At 66.7% G+C, this 26283-nt stretch carries 23 protein-coding genes; 10 read left to right on the forward strand and 13 right to left on the reverse strand.

The window, feature by feature from the left end:
- The first annotated feature begins 5 nt into the window (after window positions 1–5).
- The 3 genes from Q0Q36_RS15415 to Q0Q36_RS15425 all read left to right on the forward strand — a co-directional run bounded on the left by Q0Q36_RS15415 (window position 6) and on the right by Q0Q36_RS15425 (window position 2836).
- Window positions 6–962: a carbohydrate ABC transporter permease gene (locus tag Q0Q36_RS15415; RefSeq protein WP_293799106.1), complete on the forward strand. Its 957-nt coding sequence runs from the start codon at window positions 6–8 to the stop codon at window positions 960–962.
- Complete coding sequence (locus Q0Q36_RS15420; RefSeq protein WP_293799107.1) at window positions 955–1857, forward strand: carbohydrate ABC transporter permease; 903 nt, start codon at window positions 955–957, stop codon at window positions 1855–1857. Before Q0Q36_RS15415 ends, Q0Q36_RS15420 begins: the two co-directional genes overlap by 8 nt.
- A gap of 73 nt (window positions 1858–1930) precedes the next feature.
- Window positions 1931–2836 (forward strand): NAD(P)-dependent oxidoreductase, encoded by a 906-nt coding sequence (locus Q0Q36_RS15425; protein ID WP_293799108.1) that lies wholly within the window; start codon window positions 1931–1933, stop codon window positions 2834–2836.
- A gap of 161 nt (window positions 2837–2997) precedes the next feature.
- On the opposite strand, the gene Q0Q36_RS15430 is transcribed toward Q0Q36_RS15425, so the two are convergent.
- Window positions 2998–4068 (reverse strand): LacI family DNA-binding transcriptional regulator, encoded by a 1071-nt coding sequence (locus Q0Q36_RS15430; protein ID WP_293799110.1) that lies wholly within the window; start codon window positions 4066–4068, stop codon window positions 2998–3000.
- A gap of 101 nt (window positions 4069–4169) precedes the next feature.
- On the opposite strand from Q0Q36_RS15430, the gene Q0Q36_RS15435 reads away from it, so the two are divergent.
- Entirely contained in the window at window positions 4170–5081 is a 912-nt protein-coding gene (locus Q0Q36_RS15435; RefSeq protein ID WP_293799112.1) for an NAD(P)-dependent oxidoreductase, read from the forward strand.
- Here Q0Q36_RS15435 and Q0Q36_RS15440 read toward each other — a convergent pair whose 3' ends face one another.
- Together Q0Q36_RS15440 and Q0Q36_RS15445 are read right to left on the reverse strand one after the other, a co-directional pair.
- Window positions 5082–5834 (reverse strand): aspartate/glutamate racemase family protein, encoded by a 753-nt coding sequence (locus tag Q0Q36_RS15440; RefSeq protein WP_293799113.1) that lies wholly within the window; start codon window positions 5832–5834, stop codon window positions 5082–5084.
- Between the two features lie 264 nt (window positions 5835–6098).
- Complete coding sequence (locus Q0Q36_RS15445) at window positions 6099–7232, reverse strand: CoA transferase (protein WP_293799114.1); 1134 nt, start codon at window positions 7230–7232, stop codon at window positions 6099–6101.
- Window positions 7233–7443: 211 nt separating this feature from the next.
- Between Q0Q36_RS15445 and Q0Q36_RS15450 the strand changes: the two genes are divergently transcribed.
- From Q0Q36_RS15450 to Q0Q36_RS15470, 5 genes are all read left to right on the forward strand, one after another.
- The gene (locus Q0Q36_RS15450) at window positions 7444–8679 is read left to right on the forward strand and encodes an amidohydrolase family protein (RefSeq protein ID WP_293799115.1); all 1236 of its coding nucleotides are present in this window, start codon (window positions 7444–7446) and stop codon (window positions 8677–8679) included.
- A 160-nt stretch (window positions 8680–8839) separates the two neighbouring features.
- Window positions 8840–9655: an ABC transporter permease gene (locus Q0Q36_RS15455; RefSeq protein WP_293799117.1), complete on the forward strand. Its 816-nt coding sequence runs from the start codon at window positions 8840–8842 to the stop codon at window positions 9653–9655.
- A gap of 37 nt (window positions 9656–9692) precedes the next feature.
- A complete protein-coding gene (locus Q0Q36_RS15460; RefSeq protein ID WP_293799119.1) occupies window positions 9693–10751 on the forward strand; it encodes an ABC transporter ATP-binding protein in 1059 nt (352 codons plus the stop codon).
- A 36-nt stretch (window positions 10752–10787) separates the two neighbouring features.
- Entirely contained in the window at window positions 10788–11834 is a 1047-nt protein-coding gene (locus tag Q0Q36_RS15465; protein ID WP_293799121.1) for an extracellular solute-binding protein, read from the forward strand.
- A 165-nt stretch (window positions 11835–11999) separates the two neighbouring features.
- A complete protein-coding gene (locus tag Q0Q36_RS15470) occupies window positions 12000–12869 on the forward strand; it encodes an ABC transporter permease (protein ID WP_293799123.1) in 870 nt (289 codons plus the stop codon).
- 64 nt (window positions 12870–12933) lie between these two features.
- Here the strand turns inward: Q0Q36_RS15470 and Q0Q36_RS15475 are convergent, their stop codons facing one another.
- The 3 genes from Q0Q36_RS15475 to Q0Q36_RS15485 all read right to left on the reverse strand — a co-directional run bounded on the left by Q0Q36_RS15475 (window position 12934) and on the right by Q0Q36_RS15485 (window position 18280).
- Window positions 12934–16113 carry an efflux RND transporter permease subunit gene (locus tag Q0Q36_RS15475; protein WP_293799125.1) on the reverse strand — a complete coding sequence of 1060 codons (3180 nt, stop codon included), beginning with the start codon at window positions 16111–16113 and terminating at the stop codon, window positions 12934–12936.
- Window positions 16114–16192: 79 nt separating this feature from the next.
- On the reverse strand, window positions 16193–17392 hold the full coding sequence (locus Q0Q36_RS15480) for an efflux RND transporter periplasmic adaptor subunit (RefSeq protein WP_293799126.1): 1200 nt from the start codon (window positions 17390–17392) through the stop codon (window positions 16193–16195).
- Window positions 17393–17443: 51 nt separating this feature from the next.
- Window positions 17444–18280 (reverse strand): alpha/beta hydrolase fold domain-containing protein, encoded by an 837-nt coding sequence (locus Q0Q36_RS15485; RefSeq protein ID WP_293799127.1) that lies wholly within the window; start codon window positions 18278–18280, stop codon window positions 17444–17446.
- A 108-nt stretch (window positions 18281–18388) separates the two neighbouring features.
- On the opposite strand from Q0Q36_RS15485, the gene Q0Q36_RS15490 reads away from it, so the two are divergent.
- Window positions 18389–19402: a LysR family transcriptional regulator gene (locus Q0Q36_RS15490; RefSeq protein WP_293799128.1), complete on the forward strand. Its 1014-nt coding sequence runs from the start codon at window positions 18389–18391 to the stop codon at window positions 19400–19402.
- On the opposite strand, the gene Q0Q36_RS15495 is transcribed toward Q0Q36_RS15490, so the two are convergent.
- The 7 genes from Q0Q36_RS15495 to Q0Q36_RS15525 all read right to left on the reverse strand — a co-directional run.
- Window positions 19375–19821 carry a PTS sugar transporter subunit IIA gene (locus tag Q0Q36_RS15495; protein ID WP_293799129.1) on the reverse strand — a complete coding sequence of 149 codons (447 nt, stop codon included), beginning with the start codon at window positions 19819–19821 and terminating at the stop codon, window positions 19375–19377. The two genes, Q0Q36_RS15490 and Q0Q36_RS15495, sit on opposite strands and share 28 nt — an antisense overlap.
- Before the next feature lie 28 nt (window positions 19822–19849).
- Window positions 19850–20542 carry a response regulator transcription factor gene (locus tag Q0Q36_RS15500; RefSeq protein WP_293799130.1) on the reverse strand — a complete coding sequence of 231 codons (693 nt, stop codon included), beginning with the start codon at window positions 20540–20542 and terminating at the stop codon, window positions 19850–19852.
- Window positions 20539–23247, reverse strand: a complete 2709-nt coding sequence (locus tag Q0Q36_RS15505; RefSeq protein WP_293799132.1) for a sensor histidine kinase KdpD — start codon at window positions 23245–23247, stop codon at window positions 20539–20541. The genes Q0Q36_RS15500 and Q0Q36_RS15505 overlap by 4 nt, the downstream gene beginning before the upstream one ends.
- 52 nt (window positions 23248–23299) lie before the next feature.
- Entirely contained in the window at window positions 23300–23905 is a 606-nt protein-coding gene (locus Q0Q36_RS15510) for a K(+)-transporting ATPase subunit C (protein WP_293799133.1), read from the reverse strand.
- 11 nt (window positions 23906–23916) lie between these two features.
- Window positions 23917–25962 carry a potassium-transporting ATPase subunit KdpB gene (gene kdpB, locus Q0Q36_RS15515; protein ID WP_293799134.1) on the reverse strand — a complete coding sequence of 682 codons (2046 nt, stop codon included), beginning with the start codon at window positions 25960–25962 and terminating at the stop codon, window positions 23917–23919.
- A 33-nt stretch (window positions 25963–25995) separates the two neighbouring features.
- Window positions 25996–26154 (reverse strand): hypothetical protein, encoded by a 159-nt coding sequence (locus Q0Q36_RS15520; protein ID WP_293799135.1) that lies wholly within the window; start codon window positions 26152–26154, stop codon window positions 25996–25998.
- A 10-nt stretch (window positions 26155–26164) separates the two neighbouring features.
- On the reverse strand, window positions 26165–26283 hold a 119-nt coding region (locus Q0Q36_RS15525; protein WP_293799139.1), incomplete at its 5' end, for a potassium-transporting ATPase subunit KdpA.

Here is a 26283-nt window from a genome sequence, read left to right on the forward strand (position 1 = left end):
GCGCCATGGCCATAGCTGCCGCCGAAGCCCGAACCGTCCACAGCCTGCAACACAACTGGCTGGTGCGTCTGTTCGATTACAAGCCGTTCCTGATCTTCCTGTGCCTGCTGCCGGCGGCGGGTTTCCTGCTGGTCTTCCTCAGCTATCCCCTGGGGCTGGGCATCTGGCTCGCCTTCACCGACACGCGCATCGGCCGCGTCGGGCATTTCATCGGTTTCGAGAATTTCGAGTCGCTCTGGTACGACCGGGTCTTCATCACCTCGGTCTGGAACACGCTGCTCTATACGGGCGTGGCGACTTTCGGGAAATTCGCGCTCGGCCTCTGGCTGGCGCTGCTGCTCAACAACCATCTGCCGTTCAAGTCGTTGCTCCGGGCGATCATCCTGATCCCCTGGATCGTGCCGACCGTGCTCTCGGCGATCGCCTTCTGGTGGATCTACGATCCGCAGTTCTCGATCATCTCCTATGTGCTGGTCGACGTGCTCGGCTGGCGCGACACTTACATCGACTTCCTCGGCCAGCCCTGGCCGGCGCGGTTCTCGCTGATGGCCGCCAATATCTGGCGCGGTATTCCTTTCGTCGCGATCAGCCTCTTGGCCGGCCTGCAGACGATCTCGCCCTCGCTCTACGAGGCGGCGATGCTCGACGGCGCCAATTCCTGGCAGCGCTTCCGGCATGTCACGCTGCCGATGCTGATGCCGATCCTGGCGGTGGTGCTGACCTTCTCGGTGCTGTTCACCTTCACCGATTTCCAGCTCGTCTACGCGATCACCCGCGGCGGGCCGGTCAACGCCACGCATCTGATGGCGACGCTCGCCTTCCAGCGTGGCATCCCGGGCGGCCAGCTCGGCGAGGGCGCGGCGATCGCGGTCGCGATGATCCCGTTCCTCGTGATGGCTACGCTGTTCAGCTATTTCGGCCTGTCCCGGCGCAAGTGGCAGCAGGGGGAAGACAATGACTGATCAGACCCTGGGAGCGCGCCCGCATCTGACCGACAAGGAGCGTGAAGGCGTCATCGACTGGTCGTCCGGCCCGCGGCGCTTCATCACGCTCTACCTGCCGCTGTCGCTGTTCCTGCTCGTGCTGCTGTTCCCGTTCTACTGGATGGCGATCACGGCGATCAAACCGAACGCCGAACTGCTCGACTACAAGAACAACAACCCGTTCTGGGTGAAGTCGCCGACGCTGGAGAACATCCACAAGCTGCTCTTCCAGACGGACTATCCGCAATGGCTGTGGACCACGATGATGGTTGCCGCCGTGGCGACGGCGCTCTCGCTGTTCTCCAGCGTGCTTGCGGCCTATGCGATCCAGCGCCTGCGGTTCAAGGGCTCGCAATATGTGGGTCTGGCGATCTATCTCGCCTATCTCGTGCCGCCCTCGATCCTGTTCATCCCGCTGGCGACGCTGATCTTCCAGTTCGGCCTGTTCGACTCGCCGCTGGCGCTGATCCTGACCTATCCGACCTTCCTGATCCCGTTCTGCACCTGGCTCCTGATCGGCTATTTCAAGTCGATCCCCTACGAGCTTGAGGAATGCGCGATGATCGACGGGGCGACGCGCCTGCAGACGCTGTGGCGAATCACACTGCCGCTCGCCATGCCCGGCTTGATCTCGGCCGGCATCTTCGCCTTCACCCTGTCCTGGAACGAGTTCATCTATGCGCTCGCCTTCATCCAGTCGGCGGAGAAGAAGACGGTTCCGGTCGCGGTGCTGACCCAGCTCGTCGAGGGCGACGTCTATCACTGGGGCTCGCTGATGGCCGGCGCGCTGCTCGGCTCGATCCCGGTCGCGATCCTCTATTCCTTCTTTGTCGACTACTACGTCGCGTCCATGACGGGTGCCGTGAAGGAGTAACCGGCGTTCGCGCCGGATTTCTTGCGGGCATGGCGTGAGCTGTGCCCGCTTTCGTTCCGAGAGTGTCTGCCTTATGTCCGCTCAACCGATATCCAGCATCGCCTTCGTCGGGCTCGGCGCCATGGGCGCGCCGATGGCCGAGAACCTCGTCAAGAAGCAGTTCCGCGTCACAGGCTTCGACATGCGCGAAGCGGCGCGTGATGCGCTCGTCGCAGCAGGTGGGCATGCGACGGCGAGCGCGAAGGACGCGGCCAGTGGTGCCGAGGCGCTGGTGCTGATGGTCGTCAACGCCGCGCAGGCGCGCTCCGTGCTGTTCGAGGCAGGGGCGTTGGATGCTCTGGCGCCGGGCGCGATCGTGATCCTGATGGCGACCTGCCCGCCGGGCGAGGCCGAGGCGATTGCGGCGGAGGTCACGAAGACCGGGCGGCACTTTATCGACGCGCCGGTCTCAGGCGGTGTGAACGGTGCGCGCAATGCGACGCTGACCATCATGGTCGGTGCGCCCAGCGACAGCTTCGCACGTGCGAAGCCGCTGCTCGATGCGCTCGGCGACAAGGTCTTCCATGTCGGCGAAAAGGCCGGGCAGGGCGCGACGGTGAAGACCGTGAACCAGCTCCTCGCCGGCGTGCATATCGCGGTCGCGGCCGAGGCCCTGTCGCTGGCCGAGAAGGCCGGGATCGACGGGCGCCTGCTCTTCGAGATCATGGGCGGCTCGGCCGCCTCGTCCTGGATGCTCAGGGATCGCGGGCCGCGCATGCACGAGCCCGATCCGGTGGTGGCGAGTGCCGTCGACATCTTCGTCAAGGACCTCGGCATCGTGCTCGATGCCGGACGTGCCGCGAAGACGGCGCTGCCGCTGGCCGCGGCGGCGCATCAGATGTTTCTCTCGGCGTCCGGTCTCGGTCATGGCGGACGCGACGATTCGCAGGTTGTGCGGGCCTACCGCGCGCTCAATGCGAAGCCCGCGAACGATGAGTGAAGGGCGTTGGCTCGATGGCGGACATCCTCAGCCCTCATCCTGAGGAGCGCTTCGGAGAAGCGCGTCTCGAAGGAGGTTCCAGGAGGCTCCCGAGCACGCTGGAACCTCCTTCGAGACGGCCCTGCGGGCCTCCTCAGGATGAGGGCTTGAGAGATAGGCCTCTAGCGCGGCGGCGGGCAGGTCGTTCCGCGGACGATGAGCGCGGGCGTCAGCAGCAGGCGTTGCGCCGGGGCGGTGGGATCGGCGATGCGGTTCAGCAGGAACTCGGCCGATTTGGCGCCCATGTCGTTCTGGAAGTTGAAGATGGTGGTCAGCGCCGGGAACCACTGTGCGGCCTCCTTCACGTCGTCGCAGCCGACGATCGAGAAATCGCGGCCGGCCTCCAGCCCGCGATGGCGCAGGCCGAGCATGGCACCGAAGGCGGCGAGATCATTCATGCAGGTGGCGGCGGTCGGCGGATCATGGGCATCGAGCACCTTCTGGATGCCCTTCAGCCCGTTCTCGCGGGTGCCGTAGTCGAAATGGACGAGAGCGGGATCGAAGGGCAGGCCGTGGCGGGCGAGCGCGTCGCGATAGCCTGCATAGCGGTTGCGGCCGGTCGAGATGTTCTCGTTGGCGCAGAGGAAGGCGATACGGCGGTGGCCAAGCCCGATCAGGTGCTCCACCGCCAGATTGGCGCCGTGGCGATCGTCGGCGCCGACGAAATCGAGACCGAGCTCGGGGATCTCGCGCGAGAGCTGCACGATCGGGACGCCGGCATCGATCAGGGGAGCGAGGCTCTCCGCCGTGCTACCGCCGGCCGAGCACAGGACCATACCGTCCGGCCGGTATTCGGCGAGCGTGCCGAGCACGCGCTGCTGCCGGTTGAGGTCCTCGGCATAGGTCCCGAGGAGGATCGAGCGGTCGTAGCGGCCAGCGGTTTCCTCGATCGCCGCGAGCAATTCGGCGAAATAGGGATTGGTGATGTCGTGGAAGCCGACGCCGATGATGTTGGTGCGGTCGGTGCGCAGCGAGGCGGCGCTGCGGTTGTAGCTGTAGCCCATCTCGCGGGCGATCTCGCGCACGCGGTTGCGGGTCGCTTCTGCGACGAGCGGCGAGCCGCGCAGGGCCAGCGACACCGTTGCGGTCGAGACCGAGAGACGCTCGGCGATGACCTGAAGCGTGACGCGGCTGCGGCCGGCAGGTGGCGGGCTATTGGGCTGTCGGGGCCCGGGCGGGTCGCTGGCAGTCATGACTCGTCCACACTGAGCGCGGGCCTCAGGGCCGGCTTCCGGTCCGGCCATTTCGCCGACTTCCGGCTCCATCTCAACCATATCAGCGGGAGAATTTGAAGATGACTGCAACCAAAGAGTCCGTGGGCTTCATCGGCGTCGGCCTGATGGGGCAGGGCATGGCCCGCAATCTCCTCGACAAGGGCTTCCCGCTGACCGTGATGGGACATCGCAACCGCAAGCCGGTCGAGGAGCTGGTCGCGGCCGGTGCGGTCGAGGCCAAGACGCCGAAGGAGCTTGCTGCGCGCGCCGGGATCATCTTCCTGTGCGTGACCGGCTCGGCCCAGGTCGAGGCGGTGCTGAAAGGCGAGAACGGTATCGTCGCCGGAGCGAAGCCGGGCACCGTGATCGTAGACTGCTCGACCTCCGATCCGACGGTGACGGTGAAGCTCGCGGCGGAGCTGGAGGCGAAGGGCCTGCATCTCGCCGACGCTCCGCTCGGCGGCACGCCGGCGCAGGCGGCGCTCGGTCAGCTCTCGGCGATGGTCGGGGCGTCTTCCGAGGTGTTCGCCCGGATCAAGCCGGCCTGCGAGGCCTGGGCCCAGAAGATCGTGCATCTTGGGCCGGTCGGCGACGGCCACAAGATGAAGCTGATCAACAATTTCCTGTCGCTCGGCTATGCCGCGATCTATGCGGAGGCGCTGACGCTCGGCCAGAAGATCGGGATCACGCCGCAGACCTTCGACAGCGTCATTCGCGGCAGCCGGATGGATTGCGGGTTCTATCAGACCTTCATGAAGTACGTTCTGGAGCGCGACCGAGACGCCCACAGGTTCACGCTGAGCAACGCGCTGAAGGACGTGCGCTATCTGGAGAGCGTGGCCAACGAGGCCGGCGTCGCCAATCCGGTCGGCAATGCCGTGAAGAACAGCTATGCCGCGGCCGTCGCAAGCGGCAAGGGCGAGGATTACGTGCCGATGCTCTCTGACTGGATCGCGGGGCTCAACGGCACCTCGCTTGCCGGCAAGGGTTGATCAGCCGCGTTCAGGCTGCGCCAGCAGTTGTGACAGGCCGTCCGAAAGCCCGACGCTGGCGACCGGTGCGGGGAAGGCGAGGTCGCCCTCCTGCGGCTTCGGCCGGGGCCGGTCAAGTTCGGCCAGCAGCATGCGGATGCCGGCCTCGGCCGAGCAGATCACGGGCACGTCGACATGCGGCTGGACGCGGGGCGCGAGCCCCGCAAGCCCGGCCCCACCAAGGATGACGGCGCCTGCGCCATCACGTTTGGCAACCCGGCGGCAGGCCTCGGCCAGCATGGCGATCGAGCCGTTGGGATCGCGGGCGATATCGGCGCCGGTGGGGGCGACGGTCTCGACGGCGGCGAGACGGTCACCCAGCCCGATCGAGCCGACGAATTCATGCAGCATCGGCCCCCAGCGCTCGCCGCCGGTGACGATGGCGAAGCGCTCGGCCTTCTTCGCGGCATAGCGGCTGCTGGCCTCGGCCATGCCGATCACCGGGATCCGCGCCATTTCCTTGAGTGCCAGCAGGCCAGGGTCGCCGAAACAGGCGAGGTAGACGCCGTCGCAATCCTGGCCATGCTCGGCGAAGGCTTCGAGCGCGGCATGGGCGGCGATGACGCCGGAACTGCGGCTGGCGATGTAATGCGCTCCGAAGCGGCCGGTGGCCGGCACGAGCTCAGCCCCAGCCGGCAGATAGGGCTGGACCACGCGGGTCACCAGCGCCGTCATTTCCGGCATCGTGTTGGGGTTCAGCAGGAGAATGCGCAAGCGAGGCCTCACAATCCGTAATCCAGCCGCAAGGCGTCGCCGGTCGTGCGATCGGGCAATGGGAGTGCTGCGGCTGTCAGGAGCGAACGGTGTGTCATCGATTTGAAATCACAGCAGATGTGCCGTTCGGCTCGCAAGCGGGTGAATGGAGAAACAGTGCTTCCATTCCGGCACGGCCGGTCCTCTCGGCACTGCCCGGCGTTCTCGCATCCCATGGCGTTCGCAGCAAGGGCGAGATGGGCCGGCCGGTCATGTCGTTGCGCCCTATGTCGGTGGCGATGTTTCGTGCTTGGCGGGATGGCTCGGCGCCGGCTTCGTAATCGCGCATGGCGTTCGACTGAAGCGGATCGGCGGCTTCGTGGTGACCAGACGACCCTCCTGGGGATGTTCCACGGTCTCGAAGAAGCCCGTCGCCTTCAGATGCGGATCGTCCAGCAGGTCGTCGAGCGTGTTGACGGCGGAGCAAGGCACGTCGATCCGGCCGAGGATCGCTAGCCATTCGGCGGAAGAGCGATGCGACAGGCACTCCGCGAGGCGCTCATAGAGCGTGTCGATCATCGCGGCGCGGGCGGCGCTCTCGCCGAGCGCGGGTTCGGTCGCCCAATCCTCGCGTCCGGCCGCCTGGAACAGGGCGCGCCAATGTGTGGCCGTATAGGGCATGACGGCGATGAAGCCGTCCGCAGTGCGGTAGGGCCGGCGATGCCGCGAGAGGACGCGGGAATAGCCGCTTGCGCCGAGCGCGGGTTCGAAGCTGCGGCCGCCGAGATGCTCGACCGCGAGGAAGGAGACCATCGCCTCGAACATCGGCACTTCGATCGCCTGGCCTTCGCCCGAGACCGCCCGGTGATAGAGGGCGGCATTGATCGCGCTGACGGCGAAGAGAGCAGTCGTCTTGTCGGCGACGATGGTCGGCGCATAGGCCGGCGCGTCGCCGGTGCGTTGTGCGAGTGCAGCCCAACCCGAGGCGGCCTGGATGACGTCGTCATAGGCCGGCCGGTCGCGATAGGGCCCGTCCTGCCCGAAGCCGACGATGGCGCAGTAGATCAGGCGCGGATGCTGGGCGAGCAGCGTCTCCGGATCGAGCCCGTAACGGCGGGCAGCCTCCATCCGCATGTTGTGGATGAAGACGTCGGCTCTGGCGATGAGTTCGCGCAGATGCGCCAAGTCCTCGGCCGATCTCATGTCGAGCACGATGCTGCGCTTGTTGCGATTGCAGTTGAGGAAGGCCGCACCCATGCCCGGCGTGCGGGCGGGGCCGGGCGCGCGCATGATGTCGCCGCCGGGCGGCTCGATCTTGAGTACGTCGGCGCCCATGTCGCCCAACGTCTGGGTCGCATAGGGACCGGCGATGACCGTGGTCAGGTCGACGATCTTGATCCCGTCCAGCGGTCCCGGCATGCGCGTGCGAATCTCCGTTCGGGACGCAGTGAAGCCGCCATCCACCCGAGGCGCAACGCTGCTCGAGACGGGGGCACCCCCGCCCCGCGCGCGGCGGGCGGCATGGAGCCGCAAAGTGCGCTTTTTACGCTGTCGACAACTTGGATGCTGCGTGCATATCATGCTGCCGTCCGAAGCGGGTTCTCGCTGACAGGCATGTTCGGAGGCGGTGATGACGATGCTGCATTTCAAGAACTTCGCTTTGCTCGAACCCGGTTTCGCCGAGCTGCGCCAGGGCTACGAGCTCGTTGTCGAGGGCGACCAGATCCGCGAGCTTTCCGACAAGCCGCTGAAGCCGGCCAAGGCCGATGTGATCGATTGCGGCGGCCGCACGCTGATGCCCGGGCTGATCGACAGCCATGTCCATGTCTTCCTGTCCGAGGTCTATATCCGGACGATGGAGAGCATGCCGCTGACGCTGATGACGGCGCGCGCTGTCCGGCTGATGAAGGGCATGCTCGATCGCGGCTTCACCAGCGTGCGCGATACGGGCGGTGCCGACTGGGGCATCAAGGAGGCGGTCGAGAAGGGCGATGTCGCCGGGCCGCGCCTGTTCATCGCTGGTGCCGCCATCGGCCCGACCGGCGGCCATAGCGATCCGCGCCGGCGCACCGATTTCGGCGCGCGCTGCCACTGCTGTAACGCCATGGCCTATACGATGAACGTCTCCGACGGCGTCTCCTCGGTGCGCAAATCGGTGCGCGAGCAGATGCGGCTTGGCGCCGACCATATCAAGATCATGATGTCCGGCGGCGTCGCCAGCCCCTATGATCCGCTGGATTCGATGCAGTTCAGCGTCGACGAGGTGAAGACCGCGGTCGAGGAGGCGAAGGCCTTCGGCCGCTATGTCTGCGCCCACGCCTACACCCCGGAGGCGATCACGCGGGCGGCGCAATGCGGCGTGCGCGCGATCGAGCACGGCAATCTGATCGACGACGCCTCGGCCAAGCTGATGGCCGAGAACAACATGTTCCTGACCGCCAATCTTGTCGCCTATTACGCGATGAAGGAGCGGGCGGCCGAGTTCGGCATGACCAGCGACATGCTGGCCAAGAACGATCTCGTCATCGACGGCGGCCTGCGTTCCCTTGAAATCTGCAAGCGCGCCGGCGTGCCGGTCGCCTATGGCTCGGACCTGCTCGGCCAGTTGCAGAGCGAGCAGTCGCGCGAGTTCCTGCTGCGCCGCGAGGTGCTCTCGCCGCTGGAGATCATCCGCTCGGCGACGACGGTCGGCGCCCAGATCCTGCGCATGGAAGGCAAGCTCGGCACGGTCCAGACCGGTGCCTTCGCCGACCTGATCCTCGTCGACGGCGACCCGTTGAAGGATCTCGCGCTGTTCCAGGAGCAGGGCAAGCATCTGGCCGCGATCATGAAGGGCGGCGCCTTCCACAAGAACACGCTGCACTGAAAGCCTGCCCGTCAATCGGGCGCGGCATGACGGAAATGCAGGCTTCACTGTTTGTAAGTGGCGTCGCACACTGCCGCTCAAACGAGGGGATGGTCTTGACCTTCAGAGCGGACAAAAGGCGGCAGGGAACAGGAATGCCCTGCCACAGGGGAACAACCGGATGAGCGGCCGTTCGCCGCGCATCGGGCGCTATGCGCTGAACGGTGCCGCCGGGCTGTCGCTCGGCTTCATCCTGCTTCCCCTGATCTTCGTGACCTGGCTCGCCTTTTTCCGGCAGGAGATTCCCTCCTTTCCGCCGGAGGGCTACTCGCTGAAATGGTTCTCCGGGGCCGCTGAGAACAAATCCTTCATCGACGGCTTCGTGCTGAGCGTGCAGGTCGCCGTGGCGGCGACGCTGATCGGCCTGCTGCTCGGGGTGCCGGCGAGCCTTGCCCTGGTGCGCCACCGCATCCCTTTAGGGGGTGGTATCAGCACGCTCCTGCTGCTGCCTCTGGTGATGCCGGGCATCGTGCTGGGCACCGCGACCTATGTCTTCCAGATCGAGGTCGAGATCGCCACGGAATGGCAGGTGATGGGCTCGCTCGCCGGGCTCGTCGCGGCGCATACGCTGGTCGTGATCCCCTGGGTGGTGCGATTGGTGACGGCGAGCCTCGTCGGCTTCGACCGCTCGATCGAGGAAGCCGCGCAGAATCTGGGCGCCGGCCCGGTCACGACCTTCTGGCGGGTGACGCTGCCGAGCATCCGGCCGGGCATCGTGGCCGCCGCGTTGTTCAGCTTCGTGACCTCGTTCGGCAATCTCGAGATGAGCCTGTTCCTGGTCGGGCCAGGGCGCACGACGCTGCCGATCGCGATCCTCCAGTATCTCGAATGGAAGATCGATCCGACGGTAGCGGCGGCCTCGCTCATTCAGATCGTTCTGATCGGCGTCGCGATGGTCGTGACCGATCGCTATGTCAAATTGAGCCGGGTGGTGTGAACGGATGGCAAGTTCCTAACGATGGCGAGATCCTAACGTGGCACGTCTCTCTCTTTCGCATCTGAAGAAGACGTACGGCGCGCTGACGGTCGTCGACGATGTCGATATTGCCGTTGCCGATGGCGAGTTCCTCGTGCTGCTCGGCCCGTCCGGCTGCGGCAAGACCACGACCCTGCGCATGATCGCCGGCTTCATCGCGCCGACCTCCGGCGCGATCACCATCGGCGAGCAGGACGTCACCAACCTGCCGCCGTGGAAGCGGCATTGCGGGCTGGTCTTCCAGAGCTACGCGCTGTTCCCGCATATGACCGTCGCGCAGAACGTGGCTTTCGGGCTTGAGATGCACAAGGTGCCGCAGGCCGAGCGCGGTCCGCGCGTCGCCGAAGCGCTGCGTCTCGTCCGGCTCGGCGGCTTCGACGAGCGCTATCCGCGCCAGCTCTCCGGCGGACAGCAGCAGCGCGTCGCCTTGGCCCGTGCGCTGGCGATGGAGCCGCAGGTGCTGCTGCTGGACGAGCCGCTCTCCAATCTCGACGCCAAGCTGCGCCTGGAGGTGCGAATCGAGATCCGCGAATTGCAGCAGAAGCTCGGCCTGACCACGATCATGGTGACGCATGACCAGGAGGAGGCGCTGACGATGGCAGACCGCCTCGTCGTCATGGAAAAGGGGCAGGTTCGCCAGATCGGCACCCAGCGCGAGCTCTACGAGAAGCCGGCCGACCGCTTCGTCGCCGGCTTCATCGGGCGCAGCGCTTTCGTCGAAGGGCAGGTCACGGGGCAGGGCCGGTTTCGAACGGCCGGCGGACTCGATGTCGCCTGCAATGCTGCCGCCGCGTCAGGGCCTGCAACGCTCGCTCTGCGACCGGAGCGGATCGCGGTCGGCGGCGAGGCGGACGGCTTGCCCAATCGCTTCCCGGCGCGGATCGAGCACGCCTCCTATCTCGGCGCGCTGCTTGATGTGCAGGTCGCGCTCAACGAGCAGGACCGCATGCTCCTGCAGATTCCGAACCGGGTCGGGCTGGCCGAGCCGCAACCGGGCGAAACCATCACGATAGGCTGGGCCGAAAGCGCCGGGCTCGTCTATCCGCAAGGGGCCTGAAAGCCCATCCGGCGTCCAGAAAACGAGGGGAATACCATGGCTTCATTCGACAGGCGGGACCTTTTGAAAGGTGCAGGCGCGGCAGCGCTCGCCACGGCCACCGGCATGCCAGCCTTCGCCCAATCCGGCGGGCGCGTTGTCGTCGGCACCTGGGGTGGCGACTATGCTAGGCTTCTGACCAAAAACATCGAGGACCCGATCCTCAAGCCCAAGGGCATCGAGGTGGTACAGGATCAGGCCGGCGACGCGCCGCGCCGGGCCAAGATGGTAGCCGAGAAGCGCCTGCCGCGCGGCACGGTCGATATCCAGGGCCTTTCCGCCGCCAACATGTTCGAGATGAACGAGGCCGGCGTGCTCGAGCAGATCGATTACGCCAAGCTGCCCAACGCCAAGAACCTGCTGCCGACGATGAAATATCCCTATGGGATGGGGCATATCTATTCGGGCAACGTGGTCATCTACAATCCCAAGATCATCTCGCCGGCGCCGAAGGGCTTCAAGGACTGGCTCGACCCGAAATGGGGCTCGAAGATCGGCTTCATCGACATCCAGTACCAGTCGATTTTCATCGCAGCCTCGATGGCAGCGACCGACGGCAAGGACATGAACGATATCGAGAAGGCCAAGGAGGTCCTGCTCGCCGTCAAGAAGGCCGGCGCGCGCGTCTATCCGACCAACGAGGCCTTCGCCCAGGCGATGAAGAACGAGGAAGTCGGCATCAGCGCGATCTGGAAGGCGCGCGTCGTGCAGTGGCAGAACGCCGGCATCCCCTGCGAGGCGGTCTCGCCGGTCGAAGGCATCCCGACCTATGTTTCGGGCTTCGTGATCCAGAAGAACGCGCCGAACAAGGAAAACGCCTACGCCTATATGGACGCGATGCTCGCCAAGGCGCCGCAGGAGGCCTTCGCCGTCGACATGGGCTATAACGGCACCGTCACCGGTCTCAATGTCGATCCGGCGCTGCACAAGCGCATCGGCTTCACGCCTGAAGAAGAGAAGACCCTGAAGGACCTAGACTACGCCTTCCTCGCCAAGAACGACGCGGCGATGAAGGAGTGGTGGGACAAGGTCTTCAAGGGCTGACATGGCTCGTCCGTCCGACCATCGCGGCCGCCTGACGCGGCTTTCTGCGCTTCCGGTGCTCACGGACAGATGTCCGCTGCGCGCCGGTTCTCGAAAGCCGCGCCATCCGGCTCGCGCTGGCGAACGGTCGAACCATGCCGCCGACATAAGCTTGGGGGGTGATTTATGAGCGCCGCTCCCGAAGCCGTCGCCGGTGCCCGCACCAGACTCGCCGGCCTGCTCGTCGTGCCGGCGACGCTCTTCGTCGCCCTCATGCTGATCGGGCCGCTGGCGATCCTGTTCCGCTACTCGCTCAACAAGTTCGTGCCCGGCCAGTTCATGGTCGATGCGCTGGTGATCGAGAACTACGTCAAGTTCTTCACCGACGCCTATTATCTCAACGTGCTCGTCCGCACGGTCCGCGTCGCGGTGATCTGCACGCTGGCCTGCCTGATCATGGGCTTCCCGCTCGCCTATGTGCTGGCGCGGACGCAGAGTCGCTTCAAGAACCTGATGGTCATCGCGGTGGTGCTGCCGCTCTTCGTGGGCAACGCGGTGCGTGCTGCCGGCTGGATGACGCTCTTTGGCAGCAAGGGGGCGCTGAACGCCTCGCTGATGGGGCTTGGCCTGATCGATCAGCCGCTGGAGATCATGTACACGGAAAACGCCGTACTGATCGGCATCATCGCGGTCAACCTGCCCTTCATGGTGCTGACCCTGCAGAGCGTGATCGAGGGCATTCCGCGCAATGTCGAGGAGGCCGCCTTCAGTCTTGGCGCCGGCCCTGCGGCGATGTTCCGCCGCGTGCTCTGGCCGCTGGCGCTGCCGGGCATCCTCGCAGGCACGATCCTGACCTTCATCCTGGCGATGAACGCCTATGCCACGCCGGTGCTGCTGGGCGGGCCGAAATTCCAGATGATGGGGCCGCTGGTCTACGGGCAATTCGCGCAGCAGAACAACTGGCCCTTCGGTGGCGCGATCTCGTTCATCCTGATGACCGCGACGATCCTGCTGACCATGATCGCCCATCTCACCGTGCAGCGGCGCTATCGCTGAGGCAGCCTGAAACGAAACCGCCTCCGACCAGTGGTCGGAGGCGGTTTTCTCTCATTGCTCGGGCTTACTCGGCAGCCTGCAAGACCGGCTGTTCGATATCGTGCCGGGCGAGCGGGCGGTTGCCCGCCAGCTTGCGCATCAGCACGTAGAAGACCGGCGTCAGGAAGATGCCGAAGGCGGTGACGCCGATCATGCCGGAAAAGACCGCGATGCCCATGGCCTGCCGCATCTCGGCGCCGGCCCCGGTCGAGATCACCAGCGGCACCACGCCCATGACGAAGGCGAGCGACGTCATCAGGATCGGACGCAGGCGCAGGCGGCTGGCCTCGATCGCGGCCTGGACCGGTGTCCTGCCCTCGAATTCGAGCTCACGCGCGAATTCGACGATCAGGATGGCGTTCTTGGCGGATAGTCCGACCAGGACGACGAGGCCGATCTGGGTGAAGACATTGTTGTCTCCGCCCGAGAGCCAGACGCCGGTCAGCGCCGCGAGCAGGCCCATCGGGATGATCAGCAGGATCGCGATCGGCAGTGTCATGCTCTCGTACTGGGCCGCCAGCACCAGGAAGACCAGCAGGATGGCAACCGGGAACACGATTACCGCCGAGTTGCCGGCGAGGATCTCCTGATAGGTCAGCTCGGTCCATTCGAAGGCGAAGCCCTTGGGCAGGGTCTCCTTGGCGATGCGCTCCACCGCCGCCTGCGCCTGCCCCGAGGAGAAGCCCGGAGCCGCGCCGGCATTGATGTCAGCCGAGAGGAAGCCGTTATAGCGCATCGCACGCTCCGGGCCGGAATCGGTGCGCACGTTGAGCACCGCGCTGAGCGGGATCATCTCGCCGGAGGTCGAGCGCACCTTGAGCTGGCCGATATGCTCCGGCTGGGCGCGGAAGGGTGCATCGGCCTGGACGCGCACGGTGTAGGTACGGCCGAAACGGTTGAAGTCGTTGACATAGGTCGAGCCGAGATAGGTCTGCAGCGTGTCGAAGACCTCCGTCACGGGCACGCCGAGCTGGCGGGCCTTGGTGCGGTCGATATCGGCATAGAGCTGCGGGACATTGACCTGGAAGCTCGAGAACATGCCGGCGATCTCAGGTGCCTGCGCGGCCTTGCCCATGAAAGCCTTGGTCGCCTCGTCCAGCGCGGCATAGCCGAGGCCGGCGCGATCCTCGATCTGCAGCTTGAAGCCGCCGATGGTGCCGAGACCCTGCACGGGCGGCGGCGGGAACATCGCGATGAAGGCCTCCTTGATGCCCGAGAATTCCTTGTTGAGCTGCATCGCGATGGCGTTGCCGCTGAGCGACGGGTTCTTGCGCTGGTCGAAGGGCTTCAGGCCGACGAAGACGATGCCGGAATTCGACGAGTTGGTGAAACCGTTGATCGAGAGGCCGGGGAAGGAGATCGCGTTCTCGACGCCCGGATGCTTCAGCGCGATCTCGTCCATGCGGCGGATGACATCCTCCGTGCGGTCGAGGGTCGCGGCATCAGGCAACTGCGCGAAGCCGACGAGATACTGCTTGTCCTGGCCCGGCACGAAACCCGAGGGCACGGCCTTGAACAACACGCCGGTCGCGCCGAGCATGACGACATAGACCGCCAGCATCACGGCGCGATGCGAGATCACCCGGCGCACGCCGCCGCCATAGGCCTCGGACGAGCGGTTGAAGAAGCGATTGAAGGCGCGGAAGAACCAGCCGAACAGCTTGTCCATGACCCGGGTCAGGGCGTCTTTGGGGGCGTGGTGGCCCTTGAGGAGGAGCGCGGCGAGAGCCGGCGACAGCGTCAGAGAGTTGATCGCCGAGATCACCGTCGAGATCGCGATGGTCAGCGCGAACTGGCGGTAGAACTGGCCGGTCAGGCCTGAGATGAAGGCGAGCGGCACGAAGACCGCGACCAGCACCAGGGCGATCGCGATGATCGGACCGGAGACCTCGCGCATCGCCTTGTAGGTGGCCTCGCGCGGCGAGAGCCCGTTCTCGATATTGCGCTCGACATTCTCGACCACCACGATCGCGTCGTCGACGACGATGCCGATCGCGAGCACCAGCCCGAACAGGCTGAGCGCATTGATCGAGAAGCCCATGACATACATCACCGCGAAGGTGCCGACGATCGAGATCGGGACGGCAACGAGCGGGATGATCGAGGCGCGCCAGGTCTGCAGGAAGACGATGACGACCAGCACGACGAGTGCGACGGCCTCCAGCAGCGTAGAGATCACCGCCTTGATCGAAGCGCGGACGAACTGGGTGGTGTCGTAGACGATCGAATAGTCGACGCCCTCGGGCATGTTCTGCTTGATCTCGCGCATCGTCGCCTGGACGCGATCGGCGATCGCGATGGCGTTCGAGCCCGGCGCCTGGAAGACCGGTACGGCGACGGCGGACTTGCCGTTGAGCAGCGAGCGCAGCGCATAATCCGCCGCGCCGAGCTCGATGCGGGAGATATCCTTCAGGCGGACAACCGCGCCGTCGGCCGCGGTCTTGACGATGATTTCGCCGAACTGCTCCTCGTTCTGGAGGCGGCCCTGAGCATTGACCGAAAGCTGGAGGTCGAGGCCCGGCGCGTTTGGCGAGGCGCCGATCACGCCGGCTGCGGCCTGGACGTTCTGGGCGCGAATCTCGCGCACGATATCGCCTGGCGAAAGCCCGTGCTCGGCGACCTTCTGCGGGTCGAGCCAGACGCGCATCGAATAGTCGCCCGAGCCGAAGAGCTGGACCTGTCCGACGCCGTCGATGCGGGCGAGTCGATCCTTGACGTTCAGCACCGCGTAGTTGCGCAGGTAGGTCATGTCGTAGCGGCCGTTTGGCGAGGTGATGTGCACCACCATCGTCAGGTCGGGGGAGCTCTTGACCGTAGTGACGCCGAGCCGGCGCACCTCCTCGGGCAGGCGCGGCTCGGCCTGGCTGACACGGTTCTGGACGAGCTGCTGGGCCTTGTCGGGGTCGGTGCCGAGCCGGAAGGTGACGTTCAGCGTCATGACGCCGTCGGTCGTCGCCTGGCTCGACATGTAGAGCATGCCCTCGACGCCGTTGATCTGCTCCTCGATCGGCGTCGCCACCGTCTCGGCGATCACGCGCGGGCTGGCGCCCGGATATTGCGCCCGGACGACGACGGTCGGCGGGACGACCTCGGGGTATTCCGAGATCGGCAGGGCCCTGATCGAGAGCAGCCCTGCCAGGAAGATCAGGACGGAGAGGACCGCCGCGAAGATCGGTCGGTCGATGAAGAATTTCGAGAGGTTCATGGGGCGCCCCCTTTCGAGCGGCTTATTGGACCTGCGGCCACGGACCCGCCCTTGCGGCATCCGTGGCAGGTCATTGACGTCAGCGTTGCGCGAGTTCGGTCGCGGACTTCTTCAGTTCGCTCTTCTGCGCCATCGGCACCGGCTCGGGTGCGACCGTCGCGCCGGGGCGCACGCGCTGGAGCCCGTTGACGACGATGCGCTCGCCGGGCTTCAGGCCGGCCGTGACGACGCGCAGGCCGTCATGGGCGGCGCCGAGCGAGACCTCGCGCCAGTTAGCCTTGGCGTCGTCGCCGACGACGAAGACGAACTTCTTGTTCTGGTCGGTGCCGACGGCGCGCTCGTTGATGACGAGCTGCTGCTCGGCCCTGGCCTGGCCGAGCTGGACCCGGACGAACTGGCCGGGCATCAGCTTGCCGTCGGGGTTGTCGAGCCGGGCGCGCACGCGCACCGTGCCGCTGGCGCCGTCGATGCCGTTATCGACGAAATGCAGCTTGCCGGTGAACTGTGCGGCCTGCGCCGTTGCGGTGGTGAGCCGGACCGGGATTTGTTCCAAGGCGCGCGATCCGTCCGGCAACGAGGCCAGTGCATCGAGCACGCTGCGCTCGTCGGCATTGAAGGCGGCATAGATCGGATCGACCGAGAGCAGCGAGGTCAGGACCTGCCCGCCGGCCGCGATCAGGTTGCCGATCGTGACGTCGAGCCGGCCGATGCGGCCGCTGATCGGGGCGCGGATCTGGGTGTAGTCGAGGTTGAGCTGCGCCGTGCGGCGAGCGGCCTCGGCTGCTTGCAGATTGGCCTGCGCTTCCCGCAGATTGTTCACGCGGGTGTCGACGTCGCGCTGGGAGAGGTTACGCGTCGCCTGCAATTGCTGGCCGCGCTCGTTCTCGCTCTCGGCAAGGGCGACTCTGGCCTTCGCGCCCTGCACCTGAGCCTCGGCCCGCTGGAGATCGGCGAGATAGGGTGCTTGGTCGATGCTGACGAGCAGGTCGCCCTGCTTCACGAGATTGCCTTCGCGGAAATGCACTGCCTCGACGATGCCGGCGACGCGCGAGCGCAGTTCGACGCGCTCGATCGCTTCCAGCCGGCCGGAGAATTCAGCCCAGGGCACGATCTCGCGGGCCTCGACGGTCGCGACTGAGACGGGGACGGCCGGCGAGGCCGCAGGGGCGGTGTCGCCCTGCGCGCGGGTGCCGGAGAGGGTAAAGACCGCGACGGCGCTCAGTGCGACGGAGGCGGTGAGGCCGGCCAAAAGGCCGCGACGGTTCGTTCCCGGAATCATGGGGTCGGTCCTTCCTTGGAAATGCTCGGGGTGTTCGAAAGAGAGGGGCCGCTAGGAGGGCGCGGTCCGTTCATAGAAGGCGGCGATCTCGCCACAGCTCTTGCAGAGACAGGAGCCTTCCTCCGCCGCATCCGCATAGGCCTGCGGCCAGCGGGTGGGCGCGGTGAACTCGACATGGCGGACGGCGATGCCAGCCTGGCCGAGACGATCGGCGTATTGCGCGGCTTCGTCACGCATCGGGTCGTCCTGTCCGCTGATCAGCAGGGCCGGCGGCAGGCCGGTGAGGCGCGTCGCCTGGAGCGGGGCGGCGTAGGGGTGGGCGGCGCGCTCGGGCGTACCGAGATAATCGGCCCAGCCATCGGCCCAGCGGCAGCCGACGGGGCCGGCCTGGACTCCGCGCAGCGAGGCTGTGCCGAGGCAGGCGTCGAGCATCGGCGAGAACAGGATCTGGCCGGCGAGCGCCGGGCCGCCGCGATCGCGCGCCATCATGGCGAGCGCCGCCGCGAGATTGCCGCCGGCTTCCTCGCCGGCGATGTAGAGCGGCGCGCTGCGCGTCGCCCAGCGATTGCGCCCCCTGGCAAGAGCCTCCAGCGCTGCATAGATGCGCTCCAACGTCTCGGGGAAGCGCTGTGCCGGCGCGAGCGGATAGGAGAGCGAGAACACGACCGCGCCGGCTTCCGTCAAGGCCGTGGCGACGGCCTGACCTTCGGCTGGCGAGCCGCTGTTGAAGTGGCCGCCATGCAAGTGCAGCACGAGCCCGGCATTGTCCGGGACCTCGGCGGGCACGTAGAGCCGGCCGGTGAAGGTCTCTCCACGGGCGCTCAGGGTTTCCTCCCGCCAGAAGACGGAGAGGACCGGTTGCAGTTTCTGCGCGGCGATCGCGGGCATGACTCACCCTCGCTGTTGCGTTGCAGCACGAGATAGTGAATCGGTATTCCGGAATAAATACGCTATCTGCTCATTCATTGTTCACCTATGGAAATAATCTGAGGGCCTATGGACCAGCTTGCCGCGATGCGGGCTTTCGTGCGGGTCGTCGAGACCGGGACCTTCACGCGCGCCGCCGATCTCCTGGACATGCCGAAGCCGACCGTCACCAAGCTGATCCAGCAGCTTGAGGCGCATCTGCGCGCCAAGCTGCTGAACCGGACGACGCGGCGCGTGACCGTGACCATGGACGGCGCCGCCTATTACGAGCGGGCGCTGCGCCTGCTCGATGAACTTTCCGAGCTCGATTCCAGCCTCACCCTGGCGCAGGCACGGCCGAGCGGGCGGCTCAGGGTCGATTGCAGCTCCTCGCTGGCGATCTCTGTGATCATCCCGGCGCTGCATGAGTTCCACGCGCGCTATCCCGATATCCAGCTCGACCTTGGCCTGAGCGATCGGCCGGCCGACCTGATCGGCGAGAATCTGGACTGTGCCGTGCGGGCGGGCGAGATCGTCGACCAGAGCCTGATCGCGCGGCGGATCGGCGAGATGCAGCTCATCACCTGCGCGACGCCGGACTATCTCGCGCGCTTCGGCACACCGCTGCATCCGCGCGATATCGAGAACGGACACCAGATCGTAGCCTACCGCCCTGCGCTCGGGGGGCGGGTCATGTCCATGGTCTATCAGAACCGCAGCGAGACGATCGAGGTCAGCGGGCGCCACACGATCGCGCTCAATGACGGGATGGGCTATCTCGCGGCCGGGCTCGCCAGCCATGGCATCATGCAGTTACCGACCTTCATGGCGCGCGTACCGATCGCGGACGGGCGGCTCGTGCCGCTGCTGCTGGACTGGTGCGCGGCGCCGAAACCGCTGCACATCGTCTATCCGCCGAACCGCCATCTCAGCAACAAGGTGCGCGTCTTCGTGGACTGGCTGGCGGAGCTGTTCGCGCGGGACGAATTCGTCCTGTCGCGCGGTGCGGGCTTCCCGGCTGGCTGCAAGCCGTCGCTCCTGCCGGTGATGCCGGGGTCGAGCCCGCCAAGGGCCGATCAGCTCTCTTCGAGCAGCAGTGCGTAGATGTCTTCGCCCCCCGCGGCCTTGCGGATGCGTTCGCGGATATCGGCCGGGCGCAGGCGCTTCGCGATGCAGGCCAGCGCATCGATGCGGCCCTTGCCGCCGTTGACCGGCGTCAGCACAAGGCAGACGAGATCGACCGGCGCGCCGTCGATCGCCTCATAGGCGACGGGCTTCTCCAATCGCGCCAGCAGTCCGAAGGGCTCGGTGAGCCCTTCGACCGGCGCATGCGGCATCGCCAGTCCGCCGCCGACGCCGGTCGAGCCCAATGCCTCGCGGCGGTTCAGTGCTTCGAGGATCGCGGCTTCGGGCAGGGAGAGCTGCGCGGCGGCTTTCTTTGCGAGGGCGCGAAAGAGGGCGGGCTTGGTCGCCGCGGCCAGCCTGACGATCGAACGCGGGCGGATGATGTCGGATGGAATCATGGATCAGTCTTAGGCCTTGCGGCAGGGCTCACTCAGCTTCGCGCAGGCGGTAGCCGACGCCGGTCTCGGTGGTGATGTATTGCGGCTGATCGGGGATGCGCTCGATCTTCTGGCGGAGCTGCCGGACATAGACGCGCAGGTACTGGACATCGGCCGAGGCGCCCCAGACCTGCTTCATGAGGTACTGGTGGGTCAGCACCTTGCCGGCATGCTGCACGAGGATGCGCAGGATGTCGTATTCCTTGGGCGAGAGCTTCACCTCCTGCTCGCCCAGCCTGACGATGCGCTTGACCAGATCGACCGAGAGCTCGCCGGTCTGGAAAATCGGCTTCTCGCCCTGCTGCTGGAGCTTGTGGCGTAGCGCCACGCGCAGACGCGCCGCCAGTTCCTTCATGCCGAAGGGCTTGGTGACATAGTCGTCGGCGCCGTTTTCCAAGGCTTCGACAATGCCGGCCTCGTCGGTGCGGCTCGACAGGATGACGATCGGCAACGCCAGCGCTTCGGCACGCCATTTCTGCAGGAGCTCCTGCCCGGAGAGGTCGGGCAGGCCGAGATCGAGGATGACGAGATCGGGCAGGTCCTCGGCTATGCGCTCGATCGCCTCGCGCGCCGTCGCGGCTTCGCGGATGGCGTAGCCCTCGGTCGAGAGGCCGACGCGGAGCAGGCGGCGGATCGCCGGCTCGTCGTCCACGACCAGCACCTTGATGTCCGTTGCCGTCATGACTGTGGTTCCAATTGTTCGGGCGTGGCCTCGGCCGGCATGCGGAGGGTGAAGACGGCACCGCTGCGGTCCGTGCGGTTGGCCGCCGTGATCGTGCCGCCCATCGCCTCGACGAAACCGCGGCAGATGGCGAGGCCGAGCCCGGTTCCGGCACGGACCTGATCGCCCTTCCTGACGCGGTAGAAGCTGTCGAAGACGCGTTCGAGATCGGCGGGCGGCAGGCCCGGCCCTTCGTCGGTCACCGTCACCAGAACCTCGCGGGCGTCCTGCCGGGCGCGTATGGCGATGGCGCTGCTGGCGGGGGCGTATTTCGCGGCGTTGTCGAGGAGATTGAACAGCACCTGCTCGAACAGGACGGGATCGAGCCTGAGCATCGGCAGGTCGCCGGGCAGGGCTGTTTCGACGTGATGGCCGGCGGTGATCTTGCTGGCGCGGCGGAGCGCGCTGCCGACCACGTCGGCGACATCGACCAGCGCCGCGTTCGGCTCCATCGCGCCGGATTCGATCCGGGTCATGTCGAGGAGATTGGCGATGAAGCGGTTCAGCCGCTCGGATTCGTCGATCACGGTCGCGAGCAGGGCGGTGTAGTCCTCCTCCGGCAGGGCCTGGGGATAGTCGCGCAAGGTGCCGGCCGCGCCCAGGATCGAGGCGAGCGGCGTCTTGAGATCATGCGAGATCGAGGTCAGCAGGGCCGAGCGCAGGCGGTCGGCCTCGGCCGCGAGCTTGGCGCGGTCGACATCGGCGACGAGCTGGATGCGCTCGATGGCGACGGCGGCCTGGTCTGCCAGCGCATCGAGCAGGCGCTGCTGCTCTGGCGTTAGAAGCGGGCCTTCCTTGTCGTCGTCGAGGCCGATCACGCCGATAGCGGTGCGGCCGGTGCGCAGGGGCAGGTAGAGCCTTTTGGCGCCCGGAAGCGTGTCGGCGCCGCGCCCGGCGGGGCGGTCATGCTCCCAGGCCCAGCGCGCGGCGGCGATATCGGCATCGACCAGCGTGTCGTCGGGCGGATAGCCGGCACGGACGGCGATCGTTCCGTCCTCGGGCATCAGGATCACGACACGCAGGCGCAGCATCGAGGCGATCTGAAAGGCGCTGGCCCAGAGCACGTCGTCGAGCGTGCCGGTGCCGGCGAGTTTCTTGGAGAAGAGATAGAGGTCCTCGGTGGTGCGGGCGCGCTGGCGGGCGGCATTGGCCTGGCGCTGGACGCGGGCCGTGAGGTTCGAGGCGATGAGTGCGACGAGCAGGAAAAAGCCGAGCGCGACGACGTTCTCGGGATCGGCGATCGTGAGCGTGTAGAGCGGCGCGATGAAAAAGAAATTCAGCGCGAGTGCGCTGAGGACCGAGGCAAACAGCGCTGGCCACAGGCCTGCCGTCACGGCCGAGGCGAGCACGGCGGTGAGGAAGACCAGCGCGATATTGCGCAGGTCCATGATCTGGCTGAGCAATTCGGCTGCGCCAAGGGCGACGGCGACATAGGCCAGCGCCGCGAGATAGGGCTTGGGCGAGAAGCTGGACTTGCCGATGGCCGAGACCCCGCCATCCTTCTCCGCCGCCTGTTCGCGCAAGGCGACGACATGCACGCCGATATCGCCGGCTCGATTGATCAGTTCATGCGAGACCGAGGGGCGCAGCCATTCGCGCCAGCGGGACTTTGCCGGCTTGCCGACGATGATCTGGGTGACGTTGCCGGCTGCGGCATGACGCAGGATTTCGCCGGCGACGTCCTGGCCGGGCAGGGTGACGGCCTCGCCGCCGAGCTGCGCTGCGAGCCGGAGCGCGTTGGCGATGCGGGTCTTGGCCTCCTCCGGCAGCGCGGCTGCCTGGGGCGTCTCGACATGGAGCGCGCTCCAGGGAGCGCGCAGGCGGTCGGCCTGCCGCTTGGCATGGCGGATCAGGGCAGGCGCCCCGGCGCTATCGTCGATGCAGACGAGGATGCGCTCGCCCGCCGCCCATGGCCCGGAGATCGCGTGCTCCTGCATATGGCTGAGGAGCTGGTCGTCGACCCGCTGCGCTGTGCGGCGCAGCGCGAGCTCGCGCAGGGCTGTCAGGTTGCCCGGCGAGAAGTAGTTCGCGACGGCGCGCTTGGCGGTCTTGCCGAGATAGACCTTGCCCTCTTCGAGGCGTTTGATCAGGTCGGCCGGCGTCAGGTCGATGATCTCGATGTCGTCGGCGCGGTCGACGATCGAATCCGGCACGGTCTCGCGCACGCGGATGCGGGTGATCTGGGCGACGACGTCGTTCAGGCTCTCGACATGCTGGATGTTGAGCGTGGTGTAGACGTCGATGCCGCGCGACAGCAATTCCTCGACATCGAGATAGCGCTTGGGATGGCGGCTGCCCGGCGCGTTGGTATGGGCGAGCTCGTCGACGAGAACGAGGGAGGGGCGGCGCGCCAGGATGGCGTCGATGTCCATCTCGTCGAGCGCGCGACCCTTGTAGTCGACGAGCCGGCGCGGGACGATCTCGAAGCCGTCGACCAAGCTTTTCGTCTCGCTGCGGCCATGGGTCTCGACGACGCCGATCACGACATCGACCCCTTCGGCCCGGCGGGCGCGGCCGGAGGTCAGCATCTCATAGGTCTTGCCGACGCCGGGCGCTGCGCCGAGGAAGATCTTCAGGCGCCCGCGCCCTTCGCGCTGGGCACTCGCCAGCAGCGCCTCCGGGGAGGGCCTGCCTCTCGTCTCGCGATGGCTGTCGGCGATGGTCATGCGGGTCCGCACGGAAAGCGGCGGCGCCACATGCGCCGCCGGGGTCTTTGTGTCAGCGCTGGATCGCGCCGTCGAGAGCGAGGTTCAAGGCAAGCACGTTGACGACGGGCTCGCCGAGGAAGCCGAGCTTGCGCTGCTCGATATGGGCATCGACCAGCGCCTTGAGCGTCGCGGGGGCCGTGTTGCGCGCCTTGGCAACGCGCGCGACCTGGAAATAGGCGGCCTCGGGCGAGATATGCGGGTCGAGCCCGCTGCCGGAAGTCGTCACCAGCTCCATCGGCACCGGCGCGCCCGGGTTCTCGGCCTTGAGCCTTTCGGTCTCGGCCTTGATGCGCTCGATCAGCTTCGGATTGGTCGGCCCGAGATTGGAGCCGCCGGAATTGGCCGCGTTATAGGGCGCGTCGACAGTCTTGGTGGCGTCGCTCGGGTCGGTTCCGGTCGTCGCCGAAGGGCGGCCGTGGAAATAGCGCTCGCTGGTGAAATTCTGGCCGATCAGGCTGGAGCCGACGATCTTGCCGTCCTTCTCGATCAGGCTGCCATTGGCCTGGCGCGGGAAGACGGCCTGGGCGATGCCGGTCATCGCCAGCGGGTAGGCGAGGCCGGTGATGGCGGTCAGCGCGACGATCATCACGAGGGCGGGGCGGATCTGCTTGAGCATGGTCGAATTCCTCAGACGAGGCCGATAGCGGTGATGGCCATGTCGATGGCCTTGATGCCGATGAAGGGGACGACGAGGCCGCCGAGCCCGTAGACGAGCAGGTTGCGGCTGAGCAGGGCGCCGGCACCGACGGCGCGGTACTTCACGCCCTTCAGCGCGAGCGGGATCAGCGCGACGATGATCAGAGCGTTGAAGATGATCGCGGAGAGGATGGCGCTCTGCGGCGTCTGCAGCCCCATGATGTTGAGCGCGCCGAGCTGCGGATAGAAGGCCAGGAACATCGCCGGGATGATCGCGAAATACTTGGCGACGTCGTTGGCGATCGAGAAGGTCGTCAGCGCGCCGCGCGTCATCAGGAGCTGCTTGCCGATCTCGACGATCTCGATGAGCTTGGTCGGGTCGCTATCGAGATCGACCATGTTGCCGGCCTCGCGGGCCGCGACCGTGCCAGTGTTCATGGCGACGCCGACATCGGCCTGGGCGAGGGCAGGGGCGTCGTTGGTGCCATCGCCGCACATGGCGACGAGCTTGCCCTTGGCCTGTTCCTCGCGGATCAGCGCGAGCTTGTTCTCGGGGGTGGCTTGAGCGAGGAAATCGTCGACGCCGGCCTCGGCCGCGATGGCGGCAGCGGTCATCGGGTTGTCGCCGGTGATCATCACCGTGCGGATGCCCATGCGGCGCAGTTCCGTGAAGCGCTCGCGGATGCCGCCCTTGACGATATCCTTGAGGTGGATGACGCCGAGCAGCCGCCCGTCTCGCGCGACCGCGAGCGGGGTGCCGCCGGCCTTGGCGATCTCGGCGGCGATGGCCTGGATCTCGCGCACGGCCTCGGTGCCGGCGCCCTCGACATATTTCAGGACGGCATCGACCGCGCCCTTGCGAATCTGCGACCCCTCGAGATCGACGCCGCTCATCCGGCTCTGGGCAGTGAAGGGCACGAAGGTCGCGTGCAGCGAGCCCATGTCGCGGGCGCGGATGGCGTATTTCTCCTTGGCGAGCACGACGATCGAGCGGCCTTCCGGCGTCTCGTCGGCGAGCGAGGCGATCTGGGCGGCATCGGCCAGCTCCTGCTCGCTGACGCCGCGGACGGGGCGGAACTCGGTCGCCTGGCGGTTGCCGAGCGTGATCGTGCCGGTCTTGTCGAGCAGCAGCGTATCGACGTCGCCGGCGGCCTCGACGGCACGGCCGGACATGGCGAGCACGTTGAAGCGCACGAGCCGGTCCATGCCGGCGATGCCGATGGCCGAGAGCAGCGCGCCGATCGTGGTCGGGATCAGCGTCACGAACAGCGCGACCAGAACGACGACCGGGATATAGCCGCCGGCATAGGTGGCGAAGCTCGGGATCGTCACGGTCGCGAGCACGAAGATCAGCGTCATGCCGGCAAGCAGGATGTTGAGCGCGATCTCGTTCGGCGTCTTCTGGCGCTCGGCGCCCTCGACCAGCGCGATCATGCGGTCGATGAAGGTCGAGCCGGCTGCGGCGGTGATGCGCACGCGGATCCAGTCGGAGAGCACCTGCGTGCCACCGGTCACGGCCGAACGGTCGCCGCCGGATTCGCGGATCACGGGGGCAGATTCGCCGGTGATCGCTGCCTCGTTCACCGAGGCGACACCCTCGATCACCTCGCCGTCCGACGGGATGATGTCGCCGGCCTCGACCAGCACGACGTCGCCGACCTTGAGCGAGGTGCCGGGCACGAGCCGGAACTGGCTGCGGTCATCGCCCGAGAGCAGCTTGGCTTCCGTCTCGCTACGGGTCTTGCGCAGCGAGTCAGCCTGGGCCTTGCCGCGCCCCTCCGCCACCGCTTCGGCGAAATTGGCGAAGAGGACGGTGAACCAGAGCCAGAGCACGATCTGGAAGGAGAAGCCAAGATTGGCGCCTCCGGTGGCGAGATCCTTGACGAGGAGGATGGTGGTGAGCGTGGAGACCACGGCGACAACGAACATCACCGGATTGCGGGCGAGGCTGCGCGGGTCGAGCTTGCGGAAGGCGTCGGCGAGGGCCGGCAGCAGGATCCGGGCGTCGATCAGGCTCGCGGATTTGGACTGGCTCATAAGAGGCTCCAGCGGAGAAGTTTGGGGCGTGGCTCAGGCGACGAGGCCGGCGAGCGCCCGGGCGAGCAGCAGGACGAGGAACAAAGCGACCGTCAGGCCGAGGATGAGGTTGGCAGGGCGCGGGGGCGCCCTGTCCGTTCCCTTGGAGGCGGGGACGGCGTCGCGGCGCATTTGGCGCAGGCAGCTTGCCATGGCGGCCTCCTCAGAAGCTCTGACCCGCGAGCATCGCGAGATGCTCGACGATCGGGCCGACGGCGAGTGCGGGGAAGAAGGTCAGGCCGCCGACGATCAGGATGACGCCGACGAGCAGGCCGACGAAGA

Origin of the sequence: uncultured Allobosea sp. (genome assembly GCF_945957345.1) — a bacterium.
In the GTDB taxonomy this organism is placed as follows: Bacteria; Pseudomonadota; Alphaproteobacteria; order Rhizobiales; family Beijerinckiaceae; genus Allobosea.